This is a genomic window from Paenibacillus periandrae (assembly GCF_022458865.1).
Taxonomy (GTDB): domain Bacteria; phylum Bacillota; class Bacilli; order Paenibacillales; family NBRC-103111; genus Paenibacillus_S; species Paenibacillus_S periandrae.
In genome coordinates, this window is sequence record NZ_JAJNMU010000102.1 from 1 (window position 1) to 873 (window position 873).

Here is an 873-nt window from a genome sequence, read left to right on the forward strand (position 1 = left end):
CACGCCTGTTGATTAACCATTTAGTGGAAAACCAACCTATGTCCCAAATGGCTTGGAAAGTATCCACTGAATGTGAACCTTCCATTCATCAGGAAGGTTATCGAGTCCAAGCAACCGTGTAAAACGAATGAACGTGAAGGCGAATATTCGTGACATATACGGACTGGTCTGATCAAAAATCCATTTGAGCAGAATATAGACGATCAAAGCTGCATAAAGCTGGCCAAAAACCGCATTTTCCGTCGTTCCAAACAGCGTAGGCACATTCAAATGCTGTTTGATCCAGCGGAAAAACACCTCGATTTGCCATCTGGCTTTATACATGTCAGCAATTTGCTCAGCGGATACACTCATGAGGTCGGTAACGACTCGAATTTCATGACCATGCCCATCTTGAAATACGACAACCCGGTGCCGTTTTTCGGAGCGGCATTGGGTTGTGCCCAACTGACAAGTCAGATCACGAAGAATGGGACTCGGTATCGGTTTGTGGCGGCGCAAGGAATAGGGACGAACCAACTGGACATTGTCTTTGAGGCGAATGACGAACGATTGTCCTTCTTGTTTGAATCGATCCAGACGTTCGATTTTGGCGTAGGCCCGGTCTTCAACGAGAATGTAACGGTCATCTGCCAATTCTTCACCTACCGGACCGTCATGGCGTTTGCCGATCGTTTCTACAACTTTGGCAGGCATTTCATTGGCCGCAACGAGAGCCACATGAAGTTTGATCCCCGCCCGCTCCCCATGATAGGGTGCCCAAGGCAAACGGGTTTTGCCGACTGTGATCGTGGTCGAGTCGATAAGAAGAAGGTCCTTAGGCAAACGTAATTCGCGGCGCAAGGGTCGGTTGCATTTTTTCAAAAGTAGCTG

Annotated in this window: 1 protein-coding gene; it reads right to left on the reverse strand. The window is 48.2% G+C overall.

The window, feature by feature from the left end; all coding sequences use genetic code 11:
• Window positions 1-36 precede the first annotated feature (36 nt).
• On the reverse strand, window positions 37-873 hold an 837-nt coding region (locus tag LRL21_RS44730; RefSeq protein ID WP_240422207.1), incomplete at its 5' end, for an IS4 family transposase.